The sequence below is a fragment of the Devosia rhodophyticola genome, from assembly GCF_028816475.1.
GTDB classification, from domain to species: domain Bacteria; phylum Pseudomonadota; class Alphaproteobacteria; order Rhizobiales; family Devosiaceae; genus Devosia; species Devosia rhodophyticola.
In genome coordinates this window covers 1,201,550-1,224,484 of the sequence record NZ_CP118247.1, presented here as the reverse complement: position 1 = coordinate 1,224,484, position 22,935 = coordinate 1,201,550, and the positions used below count along the sequence as shown (strand labels likewise).

Here is a 22,935-nt window from a genome sequence, read left to right as displayed (position 1 = left end):
GCGTCGGCACGAAATCAGAACTGGTCCTGAACCACATAGCGCGTCGGCTTGCGCGACCGCCCCAATATTGCCAGCACCATTCCGGGAACGCCCAAAACAGCAAAGGCTGGGTAACCCAGAATGATGACAAATAAACGTTCCAGCAAATCGGCAAAAAATCGACCGTCAAGGAATGCGATGACTGCAGCAAGGCTGGGCGAATGCACACCCGACCAGATCGCGCCAAACGACGTAAAAACAATATCGTTTGCTGCCAAAGATTTGGTGCCGTCGATGACGAGCAGTACCAGCGTCAGGCCAAGGAGCCAGGTACCCAATATTCGCAAAAATAGCCGCATCATCTTTCCTCTGTGGTCCGGGGTGCGTCAAATTCCGTTGGGCCATTATAGCGCAGCTGCGCCCATTGTCTCAGCGCAATGATCGGTCTTCGTATACGATGGGTAAGGACGATTGAAAAAACAATACAAATCTCTTTGCTGTGATCCCTTGCGAACCCACGCGCGATGGTTATAGTGCGCCCGCTCGTGACCGGCTTCGCCGATACGGACCGGACGCTTCCACCGGCCCAAACACGATGCGGAGAGGTGGCCGAGTGGTCGAAGGCGCACGCCTGGAAAGTGTGTAGGCGGGGAACCGTCTCAAGGGTTCGAATCCCTTTCTCTCCGCCATAACTTTTCCTTAGTGGTTGATTTTGAACGTAAAATTACGACGTTCATTGTCTTTCCCCACTACGATCCCCACTTTGAAACCGAGGTGCACTCGTTCTCGCGTGTTTTGCGCGGGCTACATCATGAGAGATGGCTCGGGAAATCTGGACGTCGGGATAAGTAGATTTTGTGCCTGATGGCGGCCAGTATGGCCGCGAACAGGAGCAATCATGACGAGACGACCCCGCCGCAACCACACGCCGGTGTTCAAGGCCAAAGTAGCGCTGGCTGCCATCAAGGGCGAGAAGACCCTGGCGGAACTGGCCCAGCAGTTTGACGTGCATGCAAACCAGATTACGCAATGGCGCAGCCAGCTTCCGGAAGGGGCTGCCGATGTTTTTGGCGGCGAGGCCCGCCCTGAACCGACCGCGCCGACGGTGGACGTCAAGACACTGCACGCCAAGATCGGTCAGCTGACGCTGGAGAATGATTTTTTGGAAGGAGCGCTCAGCAAAGCCGGCCTGCTGAGCGCAAAGCGATGATCGATCGGGATCATGATCTGTCAGTGACCAGTCAGGCGCGAGTGCTCAATATCAGCCGGAGCAGCGTCTATTACCTGCCACGCCCTGCATCGCCCGGCGATCTGGCACTGATGCGCCGGATCGATGAACTGCATCTGGATTACCCGTTCGCCGGCGCCCGCATGTTGCGCGATCTGCTGGGTCGGGAAGGGTTCGCTGTTGGCCGGCTGCACGTGAGCACGCTGATGAAGCGGATGGGCATCGAGGCGATCTATCGCCGGCCCAATACCAGCAAGCGGGCGCCAGGCCACAAGATCTATCCCTATCTGCTGCGCAAGTTGGCGGTGACCCGGCCCAATCAGGTCTGGGCAATCGACATCACCTATATCCCCATGGCGCGCGGCTTCGCCTACCTGGCGGCCGTCGTGGACTGGTTTAGCCGTCGAGTTTTGGCCTGGCGGCTCTCGATCAGCACGGACGTGCGCTTCTGCATCGAGGCGGTTGAGGATGCCCTGGGTAAATACGGCGCCCCCGAAATCTTAAACAGCGACCAGGGCAGCCAATTTACCAGCATGGCCTTCACCGGCCTGCTGCGCGACAATGGCATCGCCATCAGCATGGACGGCAGAGGGGCATGGCGCGACAATGTCTTCGTCGAGCGGCTCTGGCGGTCCATCAAATACGAGGAAGTTTACCTGCGCGCCTATGACACCGTCTCGGACGCGCGAACCTCGATCGGCAAATATCTGGCCTTCTACAATGGCCGGCGACCGCACTCGAGCCTTGACCGGATGACCCCGGACGAAGCCTACTTTAATGCGCTGATGCCAATCCTGGCAGCGGCATAACCAAGGCCAAAATCCACTTAGCGAAGCCCCGATAGCTGTTCAGACAAACCGAACCACTTCTGTCAACGGCATCACGGATGCGCCTGAGCGTCTTGATGTGCTTGGCAGCCTCGCTATTGTCGTTTTGGTCCTCGATGTTGAAAGTGGCCGCTAGTGTGTCGATAAATATGGCACCCAACGGCACTCGAAAATCCTTTTGAAACTCGGCATTGAGCCGTTTCAGGAGGTCGACAATGATCGCTTCACCTTTGACTTGTCGAGATCGGGGAGTTCGCCAAGGTAAGCGAAGGGCAGGTTCTGTTTGATGCCGTGGTGGCGCTTCATCGCCGCCAACCGCGCATCAATGGTTTCTTGCCCTTGCTGCAGTGCTGGATAGCGATGATACGAGAGTAAGATTAGGGTCCGAGGCCGAATAAACGCGAGCCCTTATTCCGGGAGAACGCAGAACTGTCTTGACCGGCTGATCAATATGGCCAGTCGTGTCGCCAAACATATACTACATAGATAGTCCGATGTCGCTGACATACTAACGGTTCGCACGGATACTGGAAGTCATCGACTGCCCCTATCAGCTATCTATTTCAAAACGCTCGACTCTGAAGTTATCAGAGCGTAGTTTCAATCATCTGGGCCCATTAATTCTGGGCGTGCACCTATTATTTTTGGCGATCCTATTGACAAGGACACACAGATGGTTGCCCTGAAATCCGCCTTTTTGCAGTTGGCGCCGGAACCAATTTTAGTGGCTTCAGCATTGGCGATATCTCAAATCGCCCCAGCCTCCGCCGCCAACATATTCGAACACCTATCACCTAATACTCTTTACTCCACCGCAGCATCGCCAACCCTGTTGACCCCACAGGTTGGTTCGACTGCTGCCCGCTTATTGGTCGCTCAAAGTGCCCAACAGCCAACGCTGACCGTCGACAATACGACCGGGTATCCGGTTGATGTACTTTACACTGATCAGGGGGAAATTACGTCCTCTATCAGACAATGCAGACCGGCACTCGGCTTCTGTTACAGGCTCAGACCAACTTTGTCTGGTATTTTGGTATCGGCAATAGCGTGATTATTGGCAACCGCCCGATGAGCGCAGATCCCGCGCAATATTTGCTTCTTGATGTAAATGCCGTGGCTCAGGCTGGTATCAGTGGCGCGCAGACTCAAGCAGCCCAACCCCCTCAATCAGCACCCGCGCAGCAACAGGCGATCGAGCCCCAGCTTACCGTCGACAACACGACCGGCGTTGATGTCGACGTGCTCTACGTCGACCAATCTGGTAATTTTGTGCCCTATCAGCTCCTAACCAGCGGAAATCGCTTGATATTGCCAAGCCAGGCTGGGTTCATTTGGTATTTCGGCGTCGGCGGGCAGACCATCGTCGGTCAATATCAAACGACCCAGCAGCCGGATCAGTATTTCGTGCTGGACGAAAATCTGATCAACGCCGCTATGCAAACCGCACCTGGGGTGCCTGCGGCGCAGACAAATGCTGTTCAACAAGCCCAGCAGGCCCAGCAAGCGCAGTTGCAACGACCATTGCCGACGGCGCCGACTGTCTCCGACCCTACAATGTTACCCGCTGGTCCACGCGCGGATGTACCAATTCCCCAATCGACCAATCAAGGCCAAGCTCTGGTACCCTTCCGGCCCGATTGGGTGCGCGACACCTGGGAACTGGGTCAAAAGGACATGCGTCTCATCTCCACGCTCAAATCCGGCAGGTCATTATTTACCGATCAGAATGGGCAGGTAGGTGCGAGCGGACTGGACACCGCAACCAGCGCGGCAAATTGGTATCTTGAGCCGACGGGCAACAAGGACGAGTACCTATTCCGCAGCGCCCGTGAAACCAAAAAATATTTGTACATTGATCCCGATTCTGTAAGCGGATCGCCGGTTCTGTTTGGCGAGACAGATTTGAATGCGCCAACGGCTCACTGGCGCGTCAGCGACGCCGATATCGGCGCAAACCTTATCGTCAGCGTGGCGCGACCAGACCTGATGATGTTTGAAAATAGTGGCACCGTGGAAATGCGACCCACTAAAACCGCTCGGGCAGCGACGGTCAACGACATCTGGTATGTGGACACCGTGGCCGACTGGCTGAGCCTTCGTGGCATAGTATCGGCGCTCAACGATAACATCGCACAGGCCGATCAGGATTATGTTGCGCTGCAAGCGCAGCATGATGCTGAACAGGCAGCACGCGAGGAGGCAGACCGCATTGCCTTGCTGGCCCATCCCTATTCGGCAACAGACCCTAATGATCCCGGCTATTTCTGGGTTCACCCCGCCCAGGGTCCGGTCGATGCGAGCAATCCGGCGGGCATGGGCATCACCTACAGTTTCGATCGGGTCAGCATGCCGGACATCATGCAGACACTTCTCGATTTCGATACCAACCGCACACAAAGCGTGCACCTCAATTTCAAACCCGAAGTATATGCGTTTGTGAATAACGGCGTCGCCTATGTGCGCATGAAAACCGAGGGCGTGACCGGGATTGAGCTGCAGTCGAATGGTATGCCTAGTTCCAGTTGGACCGACACCGAGCGATCCTCAACCGACGGCACATATTTCCTCGCCGCTGCAACCATGCAGTCATGGCTACAGTTCGGGACTGTCGAAAGATGGTGGCCGGTCAATGCCAATACTTCAACAAATTCCGGATCGAACTCAGACTCGACCACGGGGCTGAACCTGTCACTTGGCGAATTTGGCGGCGATTATTCAAAGAGCGAGGGCTCATCTCTCGATCGGCAAATCGATGACTATCAGGTCACGGGTGTATCCGATCGTAGTGGCGCGAAATATGATTGGCAAGGTTGCGGCCTCGCTGAAACGACTGCGGTCGTCGACTACTGCCTCTATCGCTCGCCAATTGATCTTTACGACGATGACACTGTTGCATTGAAAGCGATCAAGCCGATTGCGACCTCCATGACATTGATGCAGACCGATACATTGTTCAAACTCGGTCCCGTCGAAAATCTGCCCGACAAACTCAATCTGACGACCTATATCGGTGCCAATCTTGGCGCGGTTGCCATTCGGCCGAAGTCCGAGGAGGAACTGCGACGCCAAAGCATGCCATTTGGCAGCGCGGAAGGCTTCAAGCTGTTTTATTCTGCTGAAGCGTGGGAACGAATGTTTGAGTCCAGTGATACCACAATTTCCCGTGCCTCGACCGAAGTGGTTGAGTCAACACAGACGCGCGGCTTCCAGTTCGTGATTGAACTCGATATTTCACAACTGAAGTCTTAGTCACCGACGTGCATATCCCGATCCTTGAAATGCAAAGGGGACGAAAATGTTTAGGTCAGTTTCCCGGACGGCAGAAAAAGCTCGAGCGGCACTGCTTGGAACCAGTATGGTGGCGGCATTCATGTTCGTGCCAGCTAGTACCACCCCTGCCCACGCGTCGCTTGATGGGTTGTATAATCCCGGGCAACAAGGGCTCAATCACACAAGGCCAACTGACGACCTCGTTGTACGATTGGCAGCAGGCACTACGCCACTTGAGCTAGCACGCCGTCGCAGCCGAGGGGATGACAACAGTAGTTCCAGCGGCTCCAACAACGCCAACCAGGGCACGAACAATAACCAGAACGGTAGCCCTTATGGCGCCATTCCCAATGGCAACGGACTTGGCAGCCAACTAGGCAATGCTTCACTTTTGAACAACAACAGTCAGCAGGCGCCTGCGGTCAACCGCATATATGATCGTGTGCCGGATCTGAACAATGGCGCGGACCAAGGTGGCGGCAACGGGATCTATGATCGCATACCCGCTCCAGCAAACAATTATGGCACCCAGTCCAGCACTTATTCAACGCTTGACAGCAATGCGAGTTTTTTGAACGCGCCACCTCCCGACCCAACCCCGACCAACGTTCTGCTCAACGGCAATGGCAACTACGGACAGTTGCCGCCACCCGCGCCTGGTCAACCCGGATATAACGCAAATGCAGCGCCGCCGAGCAACTATGCCGTTCTGCCTGCACCAGCAAATCAATATGGCGCGGCGCCCCCCGCCGCACAGCCTTATGGAACTGTCGGCGGAACACAGAATTTTACAAATCTCGGCTCGCCCACTGGCGGTTACGGGCGCGTGCCCTTGCAACAAAGTGTGACGGTTAGCAATGCGCCGAGGCCAAGTTTGAGACGTGGATATGGACAAACCAACCTTCTGCCATCCGTCCCGGGACCGCAGCGCGAACAGATTTATGGCGCCGCCCCGATACTGCAACAGCCACAGCGGCGGCAGATTTACGGCTCTGCGCCTGCGCTGCAGCCAAATGGAGCGGCGGGCCCTGATAACTCCATTTATGGCGCAGCACCTATTCGCCAAGATGGCAATAATGGTGGTGCGGCCGGTAACTACGGCGTCGCCCCGCCACCTGCTGCGACGCAAAATGGACAATATGGCGCTGTCCCCTCTGGAAACCAGGGTCCCATCTATGGCGCCATTCCGACAGGAAACCCCAACGGAACGCGAGCGTTTGGCCCGCTCCAATCCGATACACAACTGATTCAGCCCCAGTACCGGTTCGGTGATGCCTTGCCCGGCGGTGGTGTCTTCCTGCCGCCTCCACCGGCTGCCATCCCGATCAATCAAAATAGCCAAGTCAACTCTCAACCTGCGGCCGTGGGCACCTATCCATTACCGCCACCACTGGCGGGCCAGCAAAATTGACATCGCACCCGGGCGCTCACAACATCATGATGTTGAGCGCTCGCGCGCCAATCGGCTGAACGATGACTGGATCTGATGGCCCAGTTTCTCAAAACCAATCCAATATGATCGGGCGTATGATGAACATTTCAAAATTCACCAAATGCTTGGCAACCGGTGCTCTGTTTGCTTTGGCGTTGACCAGCGTCAGTCAGGCCCAGGTTGGCACTGTTTCATGGCTCAAGAACGGAGAGGCATTGAACGCCTCGCTCCATGGCCTTGGTAGCGACCAGTTGGATCGGTTTCTGGCCTGGTGTCAGCCTGAACTGCCTGAGCAAATATCTGCCGAGTTCTACGGCGACCTGTCGGGCATAGCAATGAACGAAACAGTGTCCATACGCTTGCAGGGCGCGTCCGGCACCGCCGTGATCAGCGCGCAAAAAATTGACAGGAGCCGGGCGCCGGGCATGTTCGTGCGAACATCTGCAAGCGACCCCGCGTGGAAGATCCTTGCCGGGAGCAATCATATCGTAATATCCGCCAAGGGCGCGGTGCTTGCAGTATTGAGCAATGTAGACACCGTTGCGGTGACCAGTTTTCTGGCCGACTGCACACCCGCTGCAGGCCATACCGCACAGGCTGTTGTGCCCACTGCTCCACCGGACCGGGACACTCAGCCCGCCCAAGCCAACGCATTGGTCAATAACGACGTCCCGGCACAGGATCAGGGCAAATTGATCGGAGTCGCGAACGATCAGGATTCATTGTTTGTTCAAGGTCTCGCTGTTGGAGCGGGGTTGGCTGGCGCGGCAGTTATTGCCAATGAAGTGGTTGATCAATTATTCACTGAAGCACCGGCACCAGGCGCCAATGCCGTTGGAGAACAGGGTATGCTTGGCGTCGACATTATTTCGGTGCGGGCCAACGATACCACTTTCGGCTTTGGTGGCGACGAGGTCTTCTTGCTGTTCAGCAATGGTGCCCGTTTCCCCAATGATCCAGGCGCAGCACAGGACATAAATCGGGGCGAGGAATGGGCTCCCAATGCCCACGTCGACGGATATGGGGCCTTGTCGGTGGACCTGCGCGAATGGGACTCCATCGGGGCCAGTGATCTCATCGGAAATATCGCCATCAATGCCAGCCAGGGAACGGGGCGCTTTACCCAGACGTTGACCGGCGATGGCGCGGATTACCTGGTGACCTATGACGTGCGCGTCGCCCAGGGTGCGGCCGCGAGCGGACAGCCCGCATCACCGGCACTCGCGCCCGCAGCGAACCGCGTCTGGTCAAATGGCGGCGCATACGAAACCGTTACTGCACTCGATTGCCGTGATGATTGCGAGGAAGACATAGGCATTATTTTCATGTGTACGGGCTTGGGGCTTCCGGCCTCGGTTGATGTCCCCTTGGTCAGCACCGAACAGGGGCCCGCGGGCCGCACCGGTCCGGTCACGTTCAATGTCGACGGTCAGAGGTTTCAATATAACGCCCATATCGGCGACTACGGATTGGTTGGCCACATTCCCAGTTTCACCGTCAATCCAAACGATCCCTTTGTTGGTGCTCTCCAGGCCGGCACCAACGCCCACGTCTCGTTTGACGGTGCTGAGGCCGATATTGGCCTGAAAGGCTCACGCGCGGCGCTCGATATATTCAAGGCTCATTGCGGCTGGAACAACATCGCCAATGTCAGCCCCGCCTCCCCTCAGCCCGCAGAACCGAACCCGATCTGGTTCGCCGGACAATATACTGACGGATCGGGTCGTTTGGTCCACTCATTGACCTATGGCATTCCCGAAACCGATGCGATCGGGTTCAGTGCATTGTGTCTTCCTGGCAGCGACCGGATCGAGGCCATTATGAGTGTTGATTTCGGAAATTTGCAGAATGGTGCCCAGACCTCTGCCTATGTGCAAGCATTGGGCCAGACATTTCAATATCAGGGACAAGTGCTCATTCAGAGTGAGGAGTCCGCAGGGGTATTGATCCGCACTGCCCCGAATGATCCGATGTGGCAGGCACTGTCGCGCGCGCGACCCTCGGCCACATTCGGCATGATTGGTGGTGGACGGTTGGTAGGATCAAGCCAAGGTTTGGCCGACGCGATTGGAAAATTTCTACCTGCTTGCTTGTCGGTAGCGCCTTCAGGCCAACCTAATCCCGCCATGACCAATCAGCCGCCATCCCAGCGTTCCGCCAATCGAATTGGTTCAAACCAACCACCATCCGGCCAGACGCCGACCGGACAATCGATGGCCTTTACATGCGACGACGGGACAACCATGCGCGTCTCTATCGCTCAGGCTGGACCCGGAAAAGTGGCCAGCGTCAGCCGGAATGGTGGAGCAGCATTTCAACTGGATAGCGCCCCCGCCCCATTTGGTGAACGGTATACCGATGGCACCGCCAACCTGACTGTAAATGCGGGCAACCTGACACTGTCGGCGCCTGGTATTGCTGTGTCCTGTCGCGCTAACTAGTAGCTGGCGCTTGTTGGAATTGGTTTAGTGAAAATCCCGGCTTGGGAACAGGCGTTTGGCATGTTCGCGCGGATGTCGGGCACTGGCAGGGTAGGTTTGTGGACGGGGGCATCGTCGGCTTGTTTTTGGGTAACCCCGACCGCCTCGTCAAGAGGGTGATCGAGACTCCGAACACAGCAATCGCGTGCGACAAGGCGATGATGCGGCATTAACGAATGGGGCCACTTCGGGCTCGCATTCGACCTCGTCACCAACTTCGATGCAACACCGGTGACAATCCGAACGTGTTTTGATCGATCTGGCTTCGCTGGCAGGTGCCAGAAAAAGCTCAATCTTCAATCTCGGCAAGCCTTTTAGTCACCGCCATCGCGGTCAAGGACATCGCTGCCAAGATTTGCGTTGCTTCTAGCTCGGACTCAAAGGTGGACATAGGGGGGATGCAAGATCAATAAATCTCCTAATTCGTTGAAATTACAATGTAATATAAGAAAATGTGGTGCCCTCCGCCAGACTCGAACTGGCACGAGTTTCCCCGCCTGATTTTGAGTCAGGTGCGTCTACCATTCCGTCAGGAGGGCACAAGGCTTCTCTAGCGCAGGTTTTTGCTGGCTGCAGCAGGCAGAATGGCTTGTTTGATCGTTCGCGGGCTGGTTTTTAGTGCCGACGGGGAAAATTGCGCAGGTCGCGGCCGCCCAGAAGCGGATCCTGAACGAAGGCGGGGGCGTCTGGATCAAAGCGCTCCCAGCCCGTGGTTTCGAACTGGGCGCGCTTTTCATTGAGATCCACCCGACCGGCCTGATCGAAAATGGCTTGTACACTTAATTGTCGTTGCGACCGCACCTCACGGCGTCGGCCCCCTGATCCTAGTCACCCGGAACTATAATTCGTATCATTTTCTGAGGGAATTCAGGAGATGATGCGATGGTGGGGCGTGTGGCGGACGAGGTGGTTCTGAGCGATGAGGAACGGACCTTTCTGGAGGTACAAGTTCGACGGCACAAGGCGGCGCGATCGCTTTCGGACCGGTGCCGGATGATCCTGCTTTGCGCGGAAGGGCTGCAAAGCAAGGAACGCGAGGTAAGGCGTGACCGTGGCGTTCCGTTGGTCAGCCTGAGCAGCTGCGGCCTATCGATGTAGCGAGCCAGTTGCGAGACATCCATTCGAAGGTCACAGCTACGACCATTCCAACCGAAGAAGTCGGTACCAAAGGTAGTCAGGTTTCGGCGGTCAAGCTCTTGCTCTGGTAAGCTAATACGAACAATAATCTTTGACGCTCAGACGGCGACCCTCATGCCATCCAGGCTGGTTACGCCGTCTAGCGCGAGCGCCACGCCTCCCATCTTGAGCATGTCGTTTGGATTTTCGGCAAATCGAATGGTTGTCCTAGACAGCATTGCGGGGTGCGCCAGCCTTTGGACTGCCCGGTCGAGTCCGTTCTCGATGAATTTGCGCCCCGATGACAGGTTACCGCTTAGCACAACCAACGGTGGGTTGAAGATATTGATAAGGCTGGATACGGCAGAGCCGAGTACTACTCCCGCATGGTCAAGAACGTTGAGTACCATCGGGTCACCGCGCTCTGCAATGTCTAGAATATCCTTGAAGTGGGACAGTTGCTGTCCGCTTAGTTTGTAAATTTCCTCAATAATTGCCGACTCCACCAGATAGGCGGCAAGGCATCCCGACGAGCCGCATGTGCAGAAACGGCCTTGGGGTACAACTTTGACGTGCCCCAATTCACCGGCCAGACCTCCAGCGCCCCGATAGATGGCGCCATCCAAAAACAGTCCACCGCCGACCCCTGATCCGGAGAAGAGAAAAAGGAAATCGTTAAGATCGATACATGAGCCAAATGTGTGTTCAGCCATTGCTGCTGCGTTTCCGTCATTCCCGACAAAAACGGGTACGCCAGTGATCGTACTGAGACGCGCGGTAACCTCTACATCGTGCCAGCCAAGAACCGGCACATGAACGAGTAGGCCCGCATTGTCTACCAAGCCAGGTAAACAGACCCCCATTCCCAGAACCTTAGCCGACGACTGAGTTGCCTTGATGACAGCGTTGAAACCATCGCGGATCGAAGAATCCAGTCCCGCCAGCGTGCCATCGAAACCTTGTTCAACGCTTGAAAGTAGTGTGCCATTCAATAAACACGCTACGAACTCGATCTTATTGGCCTCGACCTGCGCCCCCACCAGGATCCCTGCAGTCGGGGCAATGACAAGGCCTTCGGACGGCCGCCCGCGACCGTTGCTGGCTTTCTTGGCGCTGCGTTCAACCAATCCTAAATCGACAAAGTTGTTTACGATTGAGGATACTGACGATTTATCAATGCCAGTTCGGGCAATGATTTCGGCTTGCGAGGTGTTCGGCTCGATCCTGATCCGGTGGAAGATGGTGTTCGCGTGAAAGCGCCGGATCGCGTGCCGATCAAGGCTCAATGAATGCTGTCGGAAAGTCAAAACGATGTCGCTTCAATCATCAGTTTCTATTCGGTTTCGCGCATTTGGAGCGTCTTCATCGTCGGGATGCTATCACGTGCAAAGGCGGCATAGTCAAGCGGTTGATCGTGCTCTGCCACCATAATCTCTGCGCCCGCTGCGATGCATTTGGGCCAGAGGCTGTTCCAATCGACAATACCGCGCCCGATGGTGATTTGACCATCTTCTTCGAGATTGGTCCCCTCTTCCGGTACGTCTTTGACGTGCACCGCTGGGATGCGTCCCGAATATCGCTCAAGCCATCGGTCTGGAGTTTCTCCAACCGAAAGAACCCAACCTATGTCGATCTCCCACAGGAGGTGATCACCCAGGACATGATCGATTGGGTAGGATCCGTCAGTCAGCGGCAACAACTCCTCGCCGTGATTGTGCCAGGCGAACCGCATACCGGAAGTTTCGAAGGTCGAAATATGGCCATGCATTTCCTCTCCTATCCCCTGCCAGCCAGCGCGGTCGGTTGGTATCAAAAGCTTGGGTAGCCATGGCATTATCACTAGCTCCACGCCAAGCACTGCCATCGCCTCGAGGGTTCGATCCATCTGGTTAGGAGCAAGCATGTCATACTGAATGTGAGCAGAGCGAGCGGACAGATTGAAATTATCGAGCATGCGGCGCAATTCACGAGGATTGTCGTACTGCTCGTGGTGCGGCTGCACGTCGGTGTACCCGGCCGCCGCCAATACTTCGAGCTGCTTGCGGATGGAGGGTTCCTTTCGCGACGACCAAAGCTGATAGGATAATAGTGACTTAGCCATTTCGGGGTATTCCTATTACACAGGCAGGAGTTGCTCGGCCACCGCGGCCAAGCTTTCATTCGTGGACGCCGTCGGATTAAACTCCAGACCAAACAAACCGCCATAGCCGTTGGCGAGAAGCCACGTCGCGGCCGATTTGAGGGGAGCCGACCCGAACCCGGCTCACGGCGACCGGGATGATCGGCTAGGTGAACATGAGCGATCCTGTCTACCCTGCCGGCCAGAACCATTTCGGGTTCCTCACCCATCGCCATGGAATGGTAGACATCGTATAAAATCTTGATCTCAGCACGATCGACGGCGTCGATGATGTCGAGCCCCTCGACGGTCGATGACAGAAAATACCCTGGGTGATCAACCAGGGTATTCAAAGGTTCAAGCGCCAATGTCACGCCGCTACCACGCAATATGTCGGCACCAAGCGCGAGACACGAAACGATGTTGTCACGTTGCCTGCCTCGATCCATATCGAGCACTTCATTGCCCGCCTGCGCAATCAGAGTAGGCGCCCCAAGGGAGTGGGCGCACTCAGCACTTCTGTTCAATCCTTCCAAAAATGCCTTATGATTGGATTTCTCGGTCAGCCAGATCATCGGTTCAGCGACCATCCCCGCGAGCTTGACGCCGGTGGTCGTTAACGCACGGCGAATTGCGAGAACATCTTTGGTCGTCCATGCCCAGAACTCGACCGCGCTAAACCCCGCATTGCTCGCCAGGTGAATGCGATCCGCAACGTTTGCGGTCTCCTTCACAAAAAGCATCTCAAGACAGGCCGTGAAACGAGAAAAATCGAGTACGTTGATCCCCTTGTTCATTTGCCGGCACCCCCGAGCAAGCCCCTGACAAATGCCTTTTGGAACAGCAAAAAGGCAAGCATTACGGGAACAACAGATATTAGGGTTGCGGCCATAAGAGGTCCGTACTCCACCTGTAGGCCACTGGCAAAGCCAGCGATCGCAGCTGTCGCGGGACGCGCCTGATCAGAGTTGGTCAGTGTGATAGCAAATAGCAGGTCGTTCCAGATATATCTGCTCTGGATGATGGCAAGCGCCGATAATCCCGCGGTCGATGCAGGAATTAGCAAGCGCCACAAGAAGCCGAACTTACTACACCCATCAATTAGAGCCGCCTCATACATGGATTGTGGAACGGTTGCGAAGAAGTTGCGCATGAAAAACGTGCAAAACGGTACGGCGTAGGCGGTATGAACCAGCCACATTCCAGGGATAGTATCGTAGAGTCCGAGCCATCGGATGATCAGAAATAGCGGGATCTGAACAATTTGGAATGGCACCAGCATGCCAGTAAGCAGGAGGAAATATACAAGCTTGCCGCCCCGCCCACGCATATAGGCCAAGGGATAAGCGGCCATCGTTCCTACCAGGATCGAAAACAGCACCGCCGGTCCCGTTATGAGCAACGAGTTGATGAAGGTCCGACCCATCTGCTGCCAGGCACGCACGTAGTTTTCGAAATATAATTCTGTTGGAAGGTGCAATACCTGAGTTAACTCAGAGGGCGACTTTAGTGAAGTCATTGCGGCCACGACCAACGGCGCCATAAACAGAACAACCATGAAAATGGCTATAATATAGGGAAGTATGGGCGTCCGCGTCATCACGAGTCCTCGCTGTCGGCGACTCGGCGCGACATGTATGTGATGTACGGCATGATAAGCACGCCTGCGATCACCAAAAGGTACACCGCGATGGCGCTGGCGCGTCCCATTTCTAGGCGCCCGAAAGCGATTTCATACATCTGTGTGGCCATGACTTCTGACGCATAGGCCGGCCCGCCCATCGTGGTTGCCCAGATGATGTCGAACACTCTCATTGCGTCGATGGCGGCAAGACCGAGAACAATAATCGTTGACGGCCAAAGAAGCGGAAAGGTGACGCGCCAGAAAATCTGCCAAGGTGTGGCACCTTCGATCTGGGCCGCCTCGATACACTCCACCGGAATATTCCGAAGTCCCGCGAAGAAAACCAGGAATGCAAAGCCCGTGGTCCACCACAGGACCGACCCCATGAGCGAGAAGGTGACGATGTTGGGATCACCGAGCCAGTTTTGTGCCCAACCGCCAAGGCCGACAGTATTTAAGACCGTGGTGATCAAACCGTTGGTGGGCTCATACATCCAACGCCAGATCGCCGCGACCGCAACGGCCGGCACTGTGAATGGCAGGAAGAATACAATCCGGAAAAACCCCTCAAACCTAATTCCGCGATCCAGAATGACTGCCAGGAGAAGCCCCAGGCCACTCGGCGCGAGCAAATAGAAAATCAACCAGGCGATGTTGTTGACAACAGCATGGTGGAACCGGGGCTGTAAGAACAGAGTCATGAAGTTGCCACCACCGACCCACTTCATGTCCCGCGATATGCCGTTCCAGCTGTGCAATGACAACCAAAACGTCCACACGATTGGCACCACAAAGAACATGAGATACAGGCATATAGGGACAATGAGATAAATCCAGTGCCCCATATTGTTTCGAATATTTTTGAGTGAATTCAGAGTTGAAGTCATATGGGGGCCATCGTTGTGTGGACAGGGAGACTGCGCCACCAGTTAGGTGGCGCAGTCACTTTCACCATTTGACGAACGCGTTTTCCGCTTGGAGTTCAACGCGAAGAGCTTCAAGCGTCGTAATCATTTCATTTTCGGTTTCCTCGGAAGGATCGATAGCAAAGCGTTCGAGCTGTACGCCGAGCTCTGTTCCCAAATTGGTGGGCAACATAAACACGAGGTTAGGGAGCACGGCTTCTGCATTTTTTAGCTCGGCGGAGGCCTTGGCCCCCACCGCGTCGTAGATCGAGGGATCGACTTCCAGGTTAGGCGCGATGGACCCCTTGGGGACAGTGAAGGCTGCCTGCGCCGCAGTGCTGGCCGCCGCTTCAGCGAATGCCACGCCAGCCTCGGTGGCTGGCCCCGTACCGGCAGGAATTGCGAAAAGGTCCATTTGGAAAATGGCCAAGTTTTCAGTGCCAGGGGCGGGGAAGAAGTCGAAGTCAACCTCTGGCTCAAAGCCTGCCTGCCGCATGTAACCACCGAGCCACATGCCCATCATGAACATACCCACGTCACCGTTGACCAGGTCATCGCCTGACTGTGTCCAGGATTTGCCGCTCCAATTTTCCGCGTAGCAACTGACCAGGGTGTTCCGGAACAGATCTAACGCCTCACGAAACTCTGGTGAGTCAAACGACATGCTGCCATCAGCGAGAGCGTAATAGCCATCAACGCCAACGGTGCTGATAAGAGCGGGGTAGAAGTTGTACATGCTCCAATAAGGTCCGCCCGCATTGGCCAATGGTTGTACACCGGCATCCCGCAGCGCGTCACAAGCGGCGACTAGACTGTCCCAATCCGTAGGCACTTCGACTCCATTGTCTTCTAAAACCTTTTTGTTAAAGAAGATATTGTTGATCAGTGAGAGATCGAACGGAATTCCCATTGGATGTCCATCAACCATCGTTACGCGTTTCACGCCTTCGGGAAATATCTCATCTCCTCGGATTCGCTCCCAGACATCGTCAAGTGGGCGCAGGTGGCCTGCGTCCGCAAATATCTTAAGTTCATACCCGAAGCCGGAACCGTAAGCTGCCGGGGGATTGCCGCCCATCAGCGATGTTTGAATCGCGCGGCGCATTTCCAGAATGTTGCCCGGAAACACCCGTGACGTAATCGGTTGGTCGGAATTGATACCGTTGGTGACCGCCATCAGGGCCTCAAGGCCCTCAGCCTCGGATCCTGACGAAAAGAAGTGCCACAACTCGGCCTCTTCAGCCATCGCCGTGCTACCGAATGTCAGAGCAGTGCCCAGCAATAAGGCGCCCAGAAAACCCGTACGTTTACTCATTTCTCTCTCCCACTCAATGTGCTTTTCCTGCCTTTTTTGGTGACACGCGACCAGCACATCTGAAAAATTCTTGTCGCTAGAAAATTTGTGCACCGATCAGTAATATTTGTCAACGGGGGAGCGGTTTCTCGTCAGCGGAAATAGGCAGGATATGCATCGAAAAAGTAGCGATAAAAGTTATAACCAATTGATATTGAATCCTTATTTTGTAATGTCAATTCTATTGAATCTGTGATGTTATCCAACTTGGAAAACGTCATTTTTGCGGCCTCCCTGCTAATTTGCTCTTGTTAAGAGAAGAAAAGCTGCTAATTTGTTGACCGTGCGCCGTCCCGACCAGACGCGTTGTCAGTTAAATCCAGGCGTTTGGAGACAAAATGCGCTTAGCGATCGTCGGACTTTCTATAGAGATCATGTTGGCCTCACCGGTTAAAACCGGTGTGTCGTCGCTGCAGGAGTATTCTTCGCAAGCGATGCGAGATGACGACGTTTGGATGATCAGAGGCATGCTGGCCAGGATTGCGGAAGATCCTGATGTCGAAGCGCGACCACTGTACTGGGCCACGGCGCTGCCAGGCGGCGTAATGACGATCGACGCCTATGACAAAGTCAAATCGAAAACACTGGAATTGCTGGCAAGGGAAACTGACATAGACGGGATTCTGGTTGCCAATCATGGTGCACTGGAAGTGGAGGGGCTAGAGGGTGACGCCGATAGTGATTTCGTTTCCGCGATCCGGGCGCTCGTGGGACCTGAGTGCCCTATAGGCGTGGCATTGGATTTGCACGGCGACATGACGCCAGAACTGCTCGACGCTGGTACGGTATTCTCGGTTCTTCGAACCGCACCGCATCGAGACGACAAGACCACAGGTTATCGCGCGGCGGATCAGTTGATTCGCGTAATCAGGAATGGGCTCGCACCCAAAAAAGTAGCTGTTAGTCTGCCCATTCTCGTTCCCGGCGAAACAGCAGTGACGGCGTTGGCCCCCGCAGACCGGCTTTATGGTGACCTCCCCAGCTTCGATGCCGTTCCAGGTATGATGGAGGCCAATATTCTCTTGGGCTTCGCTTGGAATGATCGACCTTGGACAAAGGTTACGGCCTTCGCGATAAGTGAGAACGATGCGTCCCTCGCCAAAGAGCAGGCGCTAAAACTTGCTGAGCAGATATGGAAAGTTCATGACCAATTCGTTCTTCGTATGGAAACTGCTGAAGTGGTTGAAGGGCTCAAACGAGCCATCAACGCAGCCGAGGGCACGGTTTTCGTTTCGGACTCCGGCGACAACACTACGGCAGGTGCGGCTGGCGACCTGACAACGGTGTTGCAAACCGTACTTGACCATATACCCAATGAGGACGTGGTGGTCGTCGGAATCACCGCGCCGCGCCTGGTTGAGCGCTTACGCGACGCGGGTGAAGGGGCCAAAGTCGAGATTGTGCTTGGTGATGAGCATGTTTCGCGACCCAAGCAGCTAAGGAGCGTGACTGCCGAAATAATTGATTGTGGAGAATGGCTTGAACTCGGCGGGTTCCAGCCTTACCGGTCGCGCGAAGCGGCATGGGTCAAAGTCAAGATTGGCTCGACTATTGCGACTTTTCACAAGCAGCCGATCGGGATAACTACCCCGGAACACTTTATCGCCATGGGCATAAATCCAACGGCGCACAAAGCCTATGTCGTCAAGTTGGGCTACCTACATCCGCGGCTCGAAGATATCGCCGATCGACACATTCTTCTCCTCAGCGACGGGACCTCACACTTGGACATGACGCGTCTCGAGTGGCAGCATTTGGTGCGCCCCGCGTGGCCGTTGGAGCGTGAATTCGAGTGGACGCCAGCGGGCAACACTTACGGCGACGCGTAGCACAAATTCTGTTCGGAGGTCGACTATAATGGCGGTCGTTAAACTTGATAAACTCGTTAAGGCATACAGCAAACTAATCACCGTTCATGGCATCGATTTGGAGGTTGCAGAAGGTGAATTCATTGTGCTGGTTGGCCCCTCCGGATGTGGAAAATCCACGACGCTGCGTATGGTCGCGGGCCTTGAGGTAATAACCGACGGCGAGGTTCTGATCGATGGGCAGCGGGTAAACGAGCTCCCCCTGGCGAGCGCGACATTGCCATGGTGTTTCAAAATTACGCGCTTTATCCGCATTTGAGCGTTGCCGATAACATTATTTTCGGACTCAAGCTTCGGAAGGTGCCCAAGGCTGAAATCGCCGACCGGCTGCAACGCACGGCGGATATTTTGGGTATCAGTGAATTGCTAGAACGAAAGCCCCGGCAGCTGTCGGGTGGACAGCGCCAGCGCGTCGCGATGGGGCGTGCACTTATCCGGAACCCCGCTGTATTTCTCTTCGATGAGCCTCTTTCAAACCTTGATGCAAAATTACGCGTGCAGATGCGGACCGAGATAAAGGCGCTGCACGCGCGCATTCCCACCACAACGATTTACGTTACTCACGACCAGGTCGAAGCCATGACATTGGCCGACCGTGTCGTTGTCATGAACAAGGGACGAATAGAACAAATCGCTCCGCCCGAAGAATTATATCAGCATCCAACCACTCGCTTCGTTGCCGGTTTCATTGGTTCCCCAGGGATGAATTTTTTCAATGTCACCACGGAAACAGACGGAAATGCGTTAAAACTTCGCATGCCCGATGGGCAAGTGCTTGGGGTTCCGGCAAGCCGTCAAGCACTCTTTAGCCAAGTAGTAAGTCGACCCGCTGTACTGGGCATTCGGCCCGAGCATTTCATGCTCTCGGACGGGCCCGCGACACTTGAAATCACGGCCGGTCTGGTTGAACCGTTGGGAATGGAAACTCTTGTCCATTTCAATCTCGCTGGAGAGGCATGCGTGGCGCGGCTACTGCCGCAATCGTCACTGCGCGGTGGCGCCAGTTTGCGGCTATCGGTGGACATGGAGAAGGTCCACCTGCTTGATGCGGAATCCGACCAGGTTCTAGGCTGACAATGAGCGCGTGCGAGCCAGTTCTCCTGCGCATACTGGACCGTATCGCGCCGGATGCGGTTCTTAACAGCCGCGCAATGGGTGTGCCGCAATACGTAGCACGTCGGATGTCGTTGGACAGCGGCGCCCGTCATGACCTAGAGCAAGGCCTTGCCACTCTAAGCTCTGTGTTTGATCCGACAACCTGCGATGATGCTACACTCGACGCACAGCTTGCCGCGGTCCAGGATGATCCCTGGTTCACCAGACTTGCAAAATGGGCAGCAGAAGCGATTTACGCCAATCCGGGCAATGGCGGTAATCCAGACGCGATATCATGGGTTGAAATCGGATATGAACACGGTCTTCCTGAGGGGGCTGATGGCCCTGTCAACGCGACCGTCGGCGGGCATCCGAAACCCGATTTCAGCAAGCGATATGACGTGATAGTCGTAGGCGCCGGTGCCGGCGGCGGCGTCGTAGCGAGCCAGTTGGCACTGGGCGGACGCCAGGTTTTGCTAATTGAACGTGGCCAATGGCTCACCTACGAAAATAGTGGCAACCGAGATCATCTCCGCAATCACCGCAATCCGGTCTATGGACACAATACCGGGCCAACCCCTGACGACGGCACTCGCGTTGTCGTGGCTCAGGATGGCAGCGAGCATCAGGTTGCGCCCCACACCGTCGCTTATGGCAACAACGCCGCCTGTGTTGGTAGCGGTACATTGATATATGGCGGGCAGGCATGGCGGTTCCATCCCGACGATTTTCGGATGGCTAGTCGCTATGGTGTGCCGACCGGATCCAGTTTGGTCGATTGGCCAATCGGGTATGCCGACCTGGAGCCTTGGTATTCGAGGGCCGAGCACCTTATCGGCGTTTCCGGACCAACCCGCAGACTCCCTCACGAACCATTTAGAAGCGCCGCGCTGCCGATGCCACCGATGCCGCGCTATGAGACAGCCTCGCTTCTTGAAGCTGCGGCAATGAAGCTGCGACTTGCGACTACGCAACCTCCGCTCCTTGTGAATTCTGTCTCCCATGACGGTCGTCGAGCCTGTATCGAATGTGGTAGTTGCGTCGGGTTTGCGTGCCCGGTTGATGGGAAAAATGGCACCCAAAACACTCTCATACCAATGGCCATGGCGACTGGAAATTTACATCTTGCCACTGAAACTGTTGTCGATCATGTCGAGACGAGTTCGGTTGGTCATGTCACGGGAGTGCGATTGATATGGGAAGATGAGTTAGGTGCTCGACAAAACATATCGGCGCGAGCGGACATGGTGGTTCTTGCTGCCGGGGCCATAGAATCCGCCAGATTATTGCTTTTGTCGGCAAACGAATTCGAACTATCTGGTTTGGGGAACAACACCGATCAGGTGGGTCGGCATTTACAAGGTCATACCTATTCGACGGCGTACGGCCTTTTCGAGCAGACCGTTTATGCGCGCAAGGGCCCGGGTGTCACCATCGCAACGACGGACTATGTCCACGACGTTCAAGGTGTTATCGGCGGCGCTATGCTGGCGGATGACTTCGTCATGTTGCCCATTATTTTTTGGGACCTTGCGCTCCCCCCGGATATGCCACGTTGGGGCCGAGCGCCGCACGAATTCATGCGGAACCACTTCCGGCACGTTACCCAAGTCAAGGGGCCGGTGCACGAGGTTCCTAGCCCTGACTGTCGTGTCGCGTTGGATCCAAGCATCAAAGACAAATGGGGACGCCCCGTCGCAAAGCTGTCCGGAATTGTGCATCCTGAAACAATGCGAACGGCCGATGCCATTCTGTCAAAGGCAAAAGAGTGGCTAAATGAAGCCGGGGCACTTCAGGTCTGGGGCGATGTGCCACCCCCTCGGCTCTCCTCCTACCAGCATCAAGCCGGAACTTGTCGGATGGGCACCCATCCCGAAAACTCCGTGACAGATCAGCATGGGCGCGTTTGGGGGCATGATAATCTGTATGTTGCCGACGCTTCCGTTCATCCCACTAATGGCGCCTTCAATCCCGTTCTTACCATCATGGCGCTGGCGCTACGTTGTGCTGACCATCTCCTGCGTCAGTCTCGGTAATAGTGGTCGCGCCGGAATTCCAAAAATTGATCAATGCAAAGCCGGGTCGCCATGTTCTGCGACCCGGCTGTTTACTTTATTGACGAAGTGCTAGTGATCGGTCGTCGAGCGCTATCGTGCAATCAATCGCGTTAGCTTGCGGTAAGCGCAAGGTTCATATCGAGTACATACGGCGCGTGCCAAAGCGGCGTGTTGGAGAGAAGAAGGACGCTTGGGTCAAGTTCCACCCCGATAACCTCGCGGACATAATTCCGTCGTTTCTGCATACGTTCGAACACGCGTGGGTAAAGGTCCGCTAAGGACTTTTGGAGTGTCGCGTCCGCGAGAACGAGCCCATCCTCAATGTTCAAACCAATCTGCGGCCCCTGGTAGTCGGGAATGATGTCGGCTTGCAGGACCATTCCGCTGACCAGCTTAGTTTTACTGCCAGGATTGAAGGGTGTATCGAGCCACTCTTCATAGTGGAGTGTGTGGCCTGGATTGAGGGCGAATTTAAACAAATCGGCGTCGCGGACGGCATCAGCCGCCGCATACACATCGCCAGCCGCCGCACCGAGTCGCAGTGCCTTGTACCAGGCAATGACGGTGTCGAAATAGTTGAGCGTAATGGCTTCGAAGAAATCGCCTGCGTCAGACGACAGGTCCGTCTTGTTGCGGGCGACCATGCCCGAACGACAAGTGAGTGTACCCTTGAGGCCATAAGCGATCTGGAAGGCATCGCCCATGGCAATGACCTGCGGAGTGGGACTACTGAGCGCGCGAGCTACCTTATCGCCAAAATTGACCATGGGATGGGTAGAAAGCTGCAGGCCAACGTTGAAAAGGTGATCGGCGACGTGGTCTGCCCTCGCCCCGACAGTTATGGCTGCAGACGCTGCATGGACGCTCATACTACTGTGGGCGGCGGCATATTCGAACTCGGCGATCTGATGAGCGGTGTTGGTGTTACGAAGCCCGCCGTCAGGCGAAACGAACAATTTTTGAGCATTAGAGATATTGCCCTCCCCCACAATAGCGCGTAGCTCGTCAACGAGATAGGAAGGTACGCCAAATGCTTTTTCAGGTGCAGTTACGAAGCCTGAACTAAGATACTTACCCCCAACGACGCCGACTTTACTGCCCGTGGACAGCCCGAGACGTTTGAGCAGCCCGGATATTTGCGTGGACTGATCCCGGAGCTGACCTTGTGGACTAAACTCCTGATAGAGCTCAACACTGATACCCAAAGCCTTGTCGGGCGCGTAGCCAAGGTTCTCATTGCCGAGAATAATTGTACGATCGCCAGTGCTCGAAAGGACCAGCAACCCTTCCTCAAAACGGGGATCAACACCGGACAGAAAGTGCAAATCGCCCGCGCGTTCGCGGTCCCCGTAAACCACGAAGAAGTCCAGACCCACTTTTTTGAGCAGGGCGATGGCCGTTTCGATGCGCGCCGCAAATTCGTCGGTGGGTACGAATGGCCGATCCGTCGGCAATTCGATAAGGGGCTTTGGTATGGCTCTGATCACAGACATTGGATTAAACTCCTTGATGCGAGAACGCGCGACGGTGTTGCGCAAGAGATCGGTACACACTAGAAACATGTTGCGCAACGTTGCG

The 22,935-nt window shown here is 55.4% G+C and carries 14 protein-coding genes, 2 tRNA genes and 3 pseudogenes; 9 read left to right on the top strand and 10 right to left on the bottom strand.

Translation table 11 applies throughout. The annotated features are described in order from the left end of the window. Positions 1-14: 14 nt before the first annotated feature. Positions 15-341 (bottom strand): hypothetical protein, encoded by a 327-nt coding sequence (locus PSQ90_RS05900; protein ID WP_282212483.1) that lies wholly within the window; start codon positions 339-341, stop codon positions 15-17. Positions 342-578: 237 nt separating this feature from the next. On the opposite strand from PSQ90_RS05900, the gene PSQ90_RS05895 reads away from it, so the two are divergent. The 5 genes from PSQ90_RS05895 to PSQ90_RS05875 all read left to right on the top strand — a co-directional run bounded on the left by PSQ90_RS05895 (position 579) and on the right by PSQ90_RS05875 (position 9,180). Further along, a tRNA-Ser gene (locus PSQ90_RS05895) sits at positions 579-668 on the top strand. 209 nt (positions 669-877) lie between these two features. Next, positions 878-2,016 (top strand): IS3 family transposase gene (locus PSQ90_RS05890; protein ID WP_282212482.1). Its coding sequence is split into 2 segments (ribosomal slippage): positions 878-1,145 and positions 1,145-2,016, totalling 1,140 coding nucleotides; the frame shifts between segments, so codons are not numbered across the junction. A gap of 1,089 nt (positions 2,017-3,105) precedes the next feature. After that, positions 3,106-5,286 (top strand): RICIN domain-containing protein, encoded by a 2,181-nt coding sequence (locus tag PSQ90_RS05885; RefSeq protein ID WP_282212481.1) that lies wholly within the window; start codon positions 3,106-3,108, stop codon positions 5,284-5,286. 121 nt (positions 5,287-5,407) lie between these two features. After that, on the top strand, positions 5,408-6,718 hold the full coding sequence (locus tag PSQ90_RS05880; RefSeq protein WP_282212480.1) for a hypothetical protein: 1,311 nt from the start codon (positions 5,408-5,410) through the stop codon (positions 6,716-6,718). 116 nt (positions 6,719-6,834) lie between these two features. Continuing rightward, a complete protein-coding gene (locus tag PSQ90_RS05875) occupies positions 6,835-9,180 on the top strand; it encodes a hypothetical protein (RefSeq protein WP_282212479.1) in 2,346 nt (781 codons plus the stop codon). A gap of 494 nt (positions 9,181-9,674) precedes the next feature. On the opposite strand, the gene PSQ90_RS05870 is transcribed toward PSQ90_RS05875, so the two are convergent. Both PSQ90_RS05870 and PSQ90_RS05865 read right to left on the bottom strand, forming a co-directional pair. Beyond that, positions 9,675-9,758, bottom strand: a tRNA-Leu gene (locus PSQ90_RS05870). A 76-nt stretch (positions 9,759-9,834) separates the two neighbouring features. After that, positions 9,835-9,966 (bottom strand): hypothetical protein, encoded by a 132-nt coding sequence (locus PSQ90_RS05865; protein ID WP_282212478.1) that lies wholly within the window; start codon positions 9,964-9,966, stop codon positions 9,835-9,837. A gap of 135 nt (positions 9,967-10,101) precedes the next feature. Between PSQ90_RS05865 and PSQ90_RS05860 the strand changes: the two are divergent. After that, positions 10,102-10,248: pseudogene (locus PSQ90_RS05860) on the top strand (IS630 family transposase); the annotation flags it as partial. Positions 10,249-10,454: 206 nt separating this feature from the next. On the opposite strand, the gene PSQ90_RS05855 reads toward PSQ90_RS05860, so the two are convergent. The 6 genes and pseudogenes from PSQ90_RS05855 to PSQ90_RS05830 all read right to left on the bottom strand — a co-directional run bounded on the left by PSQ90_RS05855 (position 10,455) and on the right by PSQ90_RS05830 (position 16,298). Then, positions 10,455-11,642 (bottom strand): ROK family transcriptional regulator, encoded by a 1,188-nt coding sequence (locus tag PSQ90_RS05855; protein WP_282212477.1) that lies wholly within the window; start codon positions 11,640-11,642, stop codon positions 10,455-10,457. Between the two features lie 26 nt (positions 11,643-11,668). Next, on the bottom strand, positions 11,669-12,436 hold the full coding sequence (locus PSQ90_RS05850; protein ID WP_282212476.1) for a sugar phosphate isomerase/epimerase family protein: 768 nt from the start codon (positions 12,434-12,436) through the stop codon (positions 11,669-11,671). Positions 12,437-12,642: 206 nt separating this feature from the next. Then, a pseudogene (locus tag PSQ90_RS05845) lies at positions 12,643-13,197 on the bottom strand (TIM barrel protein); the annotation flags it as partial. Positions 13,198-13,247: 50 nt separating this feature from the next. Beyond that, the gene (locus PSQ90_RS05840) at positions 13,248-14,054 is read right to left on the bottom strand and encodes a carbohydrate ABC transporter permease (protein WP_282212475.1); all 807 of its coding nucleotides are present in this window, start codon (positions 14,052-14,054) and stop codon (positions 13,248-13,250) included. Beyond that, on the bottom strand, positions 14,054-14,878 hold the full coding sequence (locus PSQ90_RS05835; protein WP_282212474.1) for a carbohydrate ABC transporter permease: 825 nt from the start codon (positions 14,876-14,878) through the stop codon (positions 14,054-14,056). The genes PSQ90_RS05840 and PSQ90_RS05835 overlap by 1 nt, the downstream gene beginning before the upstream one ends. A 148-nt stretch (positions 14,879-15,026) precedes the next feature. Then, entirely contained in the window at positions 15,027-16,298 is a 1,272-nt protein-coding gene (locus tag PSQ90_RS05830; protein WP_282212473.1) for an ABC transporter substrate-binding protein, read from the bottom strand. Positions 16,299-16,675: 377 nt separating this feature from the next. Here PSQ90_RS05830 and PSQ90_RS05825 point away from each other — a divergent pair, with 377 nt between their 5' ends. From PSQ90_RS05825 to PSQ90_RS05815, 3 genes and pseudogenes are all read left to right on the top strand, one after another. Beyond that, positions 16,676-18,166, top strand: a complete 1,491-nt coding sequence (locus tag PSQ90_RS05825) for a M81 family metallopeptidase (protein ID WP_282212472.1) — start codon at positions 16,676-16,678, stop codon at positions 18,164-18,166. Positions 18,167-18,194: 28 nt separating this feature from the next. Continuing rightward, positions 18,195-19,279: pseudogene (locus tag PSQ90_RS05820) on the top strand (ABC transporter ATP-binding protein). Between the two features lie 107 nt (positions 19,280-19,386). Beyond that, positions 19,387-21,336 (top strand): GMC family oxidoreductase, encoded by a 1,950-nt coding sequence (locus tag PSQ90_RS05815; RefSeq protein WP_282212471.1) that lies wholly within the window; start codon positions 19,387-19,389, stop codon positions 21,334-21,336. A gap of 131 nt (positions 21,337-21,467) precedes the next feature. Here PSQ90_RS05815 and PSQ90_RS05810 read toward each other — a convergent pair whose 3' ends face one another. Beyond that, complete coding sequence (locus tag PSQ90_RS05810; RefSeq protein ID WP_282212470.1) at positions 21,468-22,850, bottom strand: hypothetical protein; 1,383 nt, start codon at positions 22,848-22,850, stop codon at positions 21,468-21,470. Between the last annotated feature and the right edge of the window lie 85 nt (positions 22,851-22,935).

Excerpts from the sequence above, each read along its gene's own strand:
- PSQ90_RS05830 (WP_282212473.1), bottom strand. The coding sequence starts at position 16,298 with ATGAGTAAACGTACGGGTTTTCTGGGCGCCTTATTGCTGGGCACTGCT.
- PSQ90_RS05825 (WP_282212472.1), top strand. The coding sequence starts at position 16,676 with ATGCGCTTAGCGATCGTCGGACTTTCTATAGAGATCATGTTGGCCTCA.
- PSQ90_RS05900 (WP_282212483.1), bottom strand. The coding sequence starts at position 341 with ATGATGCGGCTATTTTTGCGAATATTGGGTACCTGGCTCCTTGGCCTG.
- PSQ90_RS05880 (WP_282212480.1), top strand. The coding sequence starts at position 5,408 with ATGTTCGTGCCAGCTAGTACCACCCCTGCCCACGCGTCGCTTGATGGG.
- PSQ90_RS05885 (WP_282212481.1), top strand. The coding sequence starts at position 3,106 with ATGAGCGCAGATCCCGCGCAATATTTGCTTCTTGATGTAAATGCCGTG.
- PSQ90_RS05815 (WP_282212471.1), top strand. The coding sequence starts at position 19,387 with ATGTCGTTGGACAGCGGCGCCCGTCATGACCTAGAGCAAGGCCTTGCC.
- PSQ90_RS05835 (WP_282212474.1), bottom strand. The coding sequence starts at position 14,878 with ATGTTCTTTGTGGTGCCAATCGTGTGGACGTTTTGGTTGTCATTGCAC.
- PSQ90_RS05875 (WP_282212479.1), top strand. The coding sequence starts at position 6,835 with ATGATGAACATTTCAAAATTCACCAAATGCTTGGCAACCGGTGCTCTG.
- PSQ90_RS05840 (WP_282212475.1), bottom strand. The coding sequence starts at position 14,054 with ATGACGCGGACGCCCATACTTCCCTATATTATAGCCATTTTCATGGTT.
- PSQ90_RS05850 (WP_282212476.1), bottom strand. The coding sequence starts at position 12,436 with ATGGCTAAGTCACTATTATCCTATCAGCTTTGGTCGTCGCGAAAGGAA.
- PSQ90_RS05810 (WP_282212470.1), bottom strand. The coding sequence starts at position 22,850 with ATGTCTGTGATCAGAGCCATACCAAAGCCCCTTATCGAATTGCCGACG.